Raw genomic sequence first — 7066 nt, forward strand, 5'->3', positions numbered from 1 at the left:
TTCACTACCCGTAAAATTCTGATTCGTTCAACTAATAATCAGCGAAGGATAAAATCCCCACTGATTATTAGTTGAACTTTATATCCATCCCTTTTCCTCTGCAATTGTGATGGCTTCAATTCTATTTTTAGCGTCTAATTTCGTTAATACTTCTGAAATGTAATTTCGTACCGTGCCAGGAGAAAGGTAAAGTGCCTTTGCAATTTCATTTGCTGTTTTTCCCTCTTTCGCTAACAGCAGTACTTCTTTCTCACGATCCGATAATGGATTTTGTTCTTGCCATAAACCAAACATTAATTCAGGAGAAATCTCTCGTTTCCCTTTCATCACATTGCGAATTGCAGCTGCTAAATCTTCACTTGGGCTATCCTTTAATAAATACCCATGGACCCCCGCCTTCATTGCTCTTTCAAAATAACCTGGACGTGCAAATGTTGTTAGCATCATCACTTTGCAAGATGATTTCTGCTTTTGCAATGTTTCTGCAACATCCAATCCGCTTTGAATCGGCATTTCAATATCCATAATACTTACATCTGGCTGCAACTTTTCGATTAATTTTAAAGCCTCTTCGCCGTTCTCCGCTTGCCCAACCACTTCAATATCGTCTTCTAAATCAAGAAGGGCTCCTAGCGCTCCGCGAAGCATTCGTTGATCCTCTGCAATAATAATTCGAATCATGCTCTCACCTCATCTTTTCCCGTTCTAATTACAATGGGAACTTTCACTGTTAACAATGTCCCAGAGTTTGCTTCGTCTAATTCAAGTGTTCCATCAATAAGCGCAAGTCGTTCTTTCATACCTAAAATGCCGTTTCCATCATTACTTTGCTTTTGCAATCCCACTCCATTGTCCTTAACCTGCAAAATCAATTCTCCTTGTGTTTCAAACAAGGAAACCGTACAAGTCGTCGCTTTACTATGCTTGACGACATTTGTTACGGCTTCTCGCAAACACATCCCTAAAATATTTTGTGCTAGTGGTGATAATGAACTAAAATTTGCTTGCTGATCCACTTCTAATGAAATAGTCGCAGCATGTAAAATCGCTTTTATTTGCTCTAATTCTTCTTCTACTGTAATCATCCTCATATCAGAAATTAACTCACGAAGTTGCTTTAAAGCTGTACGTGATGTTTGCGTAATTTCCTTCGCTTCTACACTTGCACGCTCTGGATTTTTCACAATTAGCTTCTCAACGAGCTGACTTTTTAACGTAATAAGAGATAAAGTATGTCCTAACGTATCGTGAAGGTCCCTTGCGATCCGCTGACGCTCTTCGCGTTTTACTAGGTCTTTAATTTGTTCATTCGCTTCACTTAATTGCACTTTCAGCATCTTTTTTTGATTAAAGTTACGCATACCAAATGGTGTAAGCAGCATTAAAATAAACATTGGAACGATATTAACTAAACTTGGAGTTGTTAATTGGTTAAAATATACAAATATAAAGCCTACAAGCATTACAATTAAAAGAACAAATAATACTCGAAACACTTTTTTACTAGGTGCAAATCCCATCGCACTTGCTGTAAAAAAGCCAAAAAAGATCATAAAAGGATTATAAAGTAAGGCAAATAAGAATATCAGCACCATCTGAATACATGCCCATAAAATAAACGTCTTCTGCACAAAATAAAGTTGACGGTATGTGATAACAAAAATGATCAGCATACCGATCCCCATTATTAGTTTCCACCCCGATACTTGCGTTAAGTTATAAATTGGGAATAGTAGATATACAAACCACATATACGGGAAGAACCCCATATGTTTTGGGAAAAATTCAAACTGTTTCTTTTCCATCATTCTATACCGCTTCCTGTCTTTTTCTTATATATATTGATACTACAACAAATATAAGGAAATAACCTCCTAAAGTCGCTACATTTTCCCATCCCACTGATTTACCAGCTACAATATCCCATGCCCCGCTTCCAAAGTGATATGTCGGCGTCCACTCTCCAATTGTTCTTAATACTTTCGGAAAAACTTCAATTGGCATCCATAAACCGCCTAACACTGCTAAACTCATATTTAAAATATTCGCAAGTCCTGCTGCTGCATCTGCTTTCTTAATAGAACCAATAACCGTTCCTAAAGCTAAAAATGGTGTAACTCCTAATAACAACCACAGTCCCGCACCCACCCATTGTGTAACTGTTAACGATACGTCATTAATTAAAATCCCTGCGATAAAGATTACAAGTATTGAAAAAGCATTTACTACTGTTTGGGAAATAATTTTAGCCGTTATATATGCCCCCTCTGGAAGCGGTGTAATTTTTAAAAGATGTGTCCATCCTTGCCCTTTTTCTTGCGAGATTCTCACACCAAAACTAAAAAGTGCTGTTCCTACAATACTGAAAGTTGCCATCGAAATTAAATAATGCGCTTGCCATGCCGCCCCATTTTGCGGTACTTGAATCACATTTGTAAAAATGTAATAAAATAAAACTGGCATTAATAATGAGAAAAAGATAAATAATTTATTGCGAAACGTACGTAAAATCTCTATTTTACATTGCATCCATAATGCTTTCATGCGATAACCTCCTTCTGATTTTCGACAAACTGTTCAAATGCTTCATCAAGACTTCCACGTTCAACTGAAATATCCGTAATAGGTAAGTTCTGTTGGTAAATGGCTTGCAGCGTGGCATCTGTATCATCTGTAGTTAGGATAACGCGCTGTTCATGAAACTGCACTGCCGTTACATGTGGTAAGCTCTTCAACAAACCTGTAGGAATTTTTTCTTTTGTATAAAACGAAATCGTTTTTCGAGAAATTGTTGCTTTCATTTCATCTGGCGTACCATCTGCAATGATTTTCCCATTTGCAAATAATAAAATGCGATCTGCTAGTGCATCAGCTTCTTCTAAATAATGCGTTGTTAAAATAATCGTTTTCCCTTCACTTGCTAGCTTTCGGATCGTTTCCCAAAAGGTTTTTCTAGACGTAATATCCATCCCAACAGTCGGTTCATCTAAAAATAATAAATCCGGATTTCCAGCAAGTGCGAGTGCAAAATTCAATCGTCTTTTCTGACCACCTGATAATTTTTCACATCTTTGCTTTACTTCAGATCCTAAGTTTGATAACTGAAGCAATGCTTCTTTTGCAACCGGATTTGTATAATAACTGCGAAACAAATCAATCGCCTCGCCAACTGATATACTATCAATGACACTAACTTCTTGCAGCATTGCACCAAGGCGATTGCGAACATCTCGATGCTTTGGACTCTTCCCAAATATAGAAACACTTCCTTCTGATGGATCCTTTAACCCAAGCATCATTGAAATTGCTGTTGTTTTCCCTGCGCCATTTGGCCCAAGAATTGCAACAATTTGCCCCTTCTCCACATGAAATGAAACGTTATTCACAGCTTTTTTATGTTTAAATGTTTTTGAAACACTGTTTACTTCAATAATCTTTTCCATCTCTCCACCTCCGCTGTTCCTTATATTTACATTGTATAAATTGGAAGAGCTGGAAAACAGTAAGTTACGTCACGATATGAATATGACAATTGTCATAAAATTCCTATGAGACCCGTCAAGGCGTTCAAAAAAAGCCCTGGCCTCACGCAAGTAGCAGGACAAAAATAAACATGATACAATCGTATAAGATTTACAATCGAGGAAGGACAGTGGTTTCTTATGATTATTCGTAATGAACAAGATTTGGAAGGTTTACGAAAAATCGGCCGCGTTGTTGCGCTTGCACGTGAAGAAATGAAAAAACAAGCAAAGCCAGGTATGACAACGAAAGAGCTTGATTTAATCGGTAAAAAAATATTAGATGAGCACGGTGCTATTTCTGCACCTGAAAAAGAATATGATTTCCCGGGCTTCACTTGTATTAGTGTAAATGAAGAAGTTGCTCACGGCATTCCAAAAGACCAAGTACTACAAGAAGGCGACTTAGTAAATGTTGATGTATCTGCGGCACTTGATGGTTATTACGCAGATACAGGCATTTCTTTTGTTCTTGGTCAAGATGAGGAAAAAGAAAAACTTTGCCAAGCTGCAGTAGACGCATTTTGGGCAGCAATGAAAAAAGTAAAAGCTGGTTCAAAACAAAATCAAATCGGCCGCGCGGTTTCTAATTTTGCACATAAAAACGGTTATTCTGTTATTCAAAACTTAACAGGGCACGGTATTGGTCTTAGCCTACACGAAGCACCAAACCATATTTTAAGCTACTACGATCCAATGGATAGTGCACTTCTTAAAGACGGACTTGTTATCGCTGTAGAGCCTTTCATTTCTATGAAAGCTGACCATATTATTGAACGTGGCGATGACGGTTGGACATTTGTAACACCAGATAAAAGTCTTGTTGCACAATGTGAACATACAGTTGTCGTAACACGTGGTGAACCAATTATTTTAACTGAACTATAAGTAATGAAAGGAATGCAAATCGCATTCCTTTTTTTATTGTGGAGAAAAAGGTAGTCCAAAGCTCTATAGAAACACGATGAAATCACAAAAATCTTGCGATACAAATTGGTAAATGAAATTTTATCAGCGATTTCTCAAATATATCGACTGTTTCTCATCATATATCGGCGAAAATTGAAATATATCAGCGGTTCGACATAAGATATCGACGCTCCGACAAATAATGACAAAAAACAAGACGCATCTCGTTCATGTTTTTCAACACTATTCCTCTTTTCTATACAGTACGAGAAAGAAATCTCGCCCAAAATTCATATATCAAGTTATTCTATTTTTATTTCTCAACTTGAATTAATTGAAAATACAAAAAATAACAGATAGAATGAAGTCGTTATCCGTCTTCTTTTGTCAGTCAGATAGAATAGAAGAATGGGAGAGGAATATATGAAGAAAACATGGAAACAAAAAATAGTAAGCTCTTTGCTTGCTGCAACACTCGCTGTCAGCTTAGCTCCAATCGGACAAGTAAAGGCTGATTCCCCGCAAACAACGATTGAGACTCCACCTATTACAAAGCAAGTTGATACGAATCGTGCAATCGAACATGTCCGCTTTTTATCAGAAACCATTGGTCCGCGCCCTGGTGGAACACAATCAGAAAAGTGGGCTGCTCGCTACGTTGGAATGAAATTACAGTCAATGGGATATGAAGTAGAATATCAACCATTCGCTGTACCTGATCAATATGTAGGATTCATTGAATCACCGCTGTCCAAATCACGAAATTGGCAAACAGGTGCTGCTCCAAATTCCCTTATTTCAACTGAAGCAGTTACAGCTCCCCTCATTTTTGTACCGAACGGGACAAATTTAGATGAAGTTCCGAATGAAGTGAACGGGAAAATTGTTTTATTTGAAAGAGGTGCAACAGTAGCAGATTACAACAAACAAGTAGAAAATGCCGTTGCAAAAGGCGCAAAAGGCGTTCTTTTATACAGTTTAATTGGTGGTCGTGGCAACTATGGACAAACATTCAATCCAAGATTAACAAAAAAACAGTCAATCCCGGTATTCGGCCTCGCTTATGCACAAGGAAATGCCTTCAAGGAAGAATTAGCGAAAAAGGGTGATACGATCCTTTCTTTAAAAGCACGACATGAATCAAACTTACAATCACTAAATGTTATTGCGAAAAAGAAACCAAAAAACAGCACTGGAAATGAAAAAGCTGTTATCGTAAGTTCTCACTATGACAGCGTTGCTGGAGCACCTGGAGCAAATGATAATGCCTCTGGAACAGGGTTAGTATTAGAATTAGCTCGCGCATTCCAAAATGTAGAAACTGACAAAGAAATTCGCTTTATTGCTTTTGGATCAGAAGAAATGGGACTGATTGGCTCTGAGCACTATGTTGATAACTTATCACAAAAAGAACGCGATCGTATTTTAGGTGTGTTCAATGCTGATATGGTTGCGACAAACTATGATAAAGCGAAAAACTTATATGCAATGACTCCTGATGGCTCTACGAATCTTGTAACAGATGCTACATTACATGCTGCTAAACAACTAAATAATGATCTTGTTCTTCAAGGAAAATTCGGTTCAAGTGACCATGTACCATTTGCTTATGCGGGCATTCCTGCAGCTTTGTTCATTTGGATGGGAGTAGATAGCTGGAATCCACTTATCTATCATATTGAAAAGGTATACCACACACCACAAGATAATGTTCTAGAAAACATTTCACCTGAGCGTATGAAAATGGCGCTAGATGTCATTGGCACTGGTGTTTATGATGTTCTTCAAAAACCGGTTGTACAAAGCGGACAGAAAGCTGCTTAATGATAAATAAAGCCACCTTTTGGGATCAGGTGGCTTTGTTGTTGAAAAAAGCCCCCTTCAAGTCGAATTCTTTTCTTCACCTTATCATGAAGTCTTCGAATATCTACCTAAAGGGGGGAATATCAATAATAGTTTTTTTATTTATCCGCTACTCAGATTACAGTGTAATCAATAATCTAAAGCTTTTTTATTATTTTATTCGTTGACGAGCTAATAGCATTCCACCTAAAAGGAACAATACCATACCTCCAACAATTGAGATCATTTCCGCTGATGTTCCTCCTGTATTAGGAAGTAATGTCGGTTTATCATTTTCTGTAGTAGGTGGAACTTTTGAATCGCTATTTTTGTCTGTATTTGTGCCTGGATCTTTTGGATCTGTGCTTGGATCTTTTGGATCTGTGTTCGGATCTTTTGGATCTGTGCTTGGATCTTTTGGATCTGTGCTCGGATCTTTTGGATCTACGTCCTTGATTTTTGTATTCGTGATGTCATAACCTTTGACTTCGGATTGATATCCAGCTACTGGCTGTTCTTTCACTTCATACTTATATGCTACTCCGTTTGCATCGTATGCTGCTAAATCTGTAAATGCATATTTCCATTCGCTTGCTGCGCTTACTTCTTTCGTTGCGATTACTTCGCCATTTTGTAGTAAGTCTACTTTGATCATGTTTGGACGTTCTGTTGAATTATCGTCTTTCCATGTCTTCGTTCCTTCTACTTTTGTTTGACCTACTTTTGTATTCGTGATGTCGTAACCTTCTACTTTTGATTCATATCCAGTTACTTCTTGTTCTTTCACTTCATAC

At 37.6% G+C, this 7066-nt stretch carries 7 protein-coding genes; 2 read left to right on the forward strand and 5 right to left on the reverse strand.

What is annotated here, in order from left to right; translation table 11 throughout:
- Positions 1-78 precede the first annotated feature (78 nt).
- From CN373_RS12570 to CN373_RS12585, 4 genes are read right to left on the reverse strand one after another with little or no spacing between them, the layout of a single operon-like run.
- Positions 79-681, reverse strand: coding sequence for a response regulator transcription factor (locus CN373_RS12570; protein WP_000619273.1), 603 nt, complete (start codon positions 679-681; stop codon positions 79-81).
- A complete protein-coding gene (locus CN373_RS12575) occupies positions 678-1808 on the reverse strand; it encodes a sensor histidine kinase (protein ID WP_098359462.1) in 1131 nt (376 codons plus the stop codon). Before CN373_RS12575 ends, CN373_RS12570 begins: the two co-directional genes overlap by 4 nt.
- Position 1809: 1 nt before the next feature.
- Positions 1810-2544 carry an ABC transporter permease gene (locus CN373_RS12580; RefSeq protein WP_098359463.1) on the reverse strand — a complete coding sequence of 245 codons (735 nt, stop codon included), beginning with the start codon at positions 2542-2544 and terminating at the stop codon, positions 1810-1812.
- Positions 2541-3443, reverse strand: coding sequence for an ABC transporter ATP-binding protein (locus tag CN373_RS12585; protein ID WP_098359464.1), 903 nt, complete (start codon positions 3441-3443; stop codon positions 2541-2543). The genes CN373_RS12580 and CN373_RS12585 overlap by 4 nt, the downstream gene beginning before the upstream one ends.
- A 219-nt stretch (positions 3444-3662) precedes the next feature.
- Here CN373_RS12585 and map point away from each other — a divergent pair, with 219 nt between their 5' ends.
- Both map and CN373_RS12595 read left to right on the forward strand, forming a co-directional pair.
- Positions 3663-4409: a type I methionyl aminopeptidase gene (map, locus tag CN373_RS12590; RefSeq protein WP_000586865.1), complete on the forward strand. Its 747-nt coding sequence runs from the start codon at positions 3663-3665 to the stop codon at positions 4407-4409.
- Between the two features lie 444 nt (positions 4410-4853).
- Positions 4854-6254: a M28 family metallopeptidase gene (locus CN373_RS12595; protein WP_000754524.1), complete on the forward strand. Its 1401-nt coding sequence runs from the start codon at positions 4854-4856 to the stop codon at positions 6252-6254.
- A gap of 190 nt (positions 6255-6444) precedes the next feature.
- On the opposite strand, the gene CN373_RS12600 is transcribed toward CN373_RS12595, so the two are convergent.
- The coding region (locus CN373_RS12600) for a Cna B-type domain-containing protein (protein ID WP_240519111.1) at positions 6445-7066 on the reverse strand (622 nt) is incomplete at its 5' end.

Origin of the sequence: Bacillus cereus (assembly GCF_002561295.1) — a bacterium.
Lineage (GTDB): Bacteria > Bacillota > Bacilli > Bacillales > Bacillaceae_G > Bacillus_A > Bacillus_A cereus_S.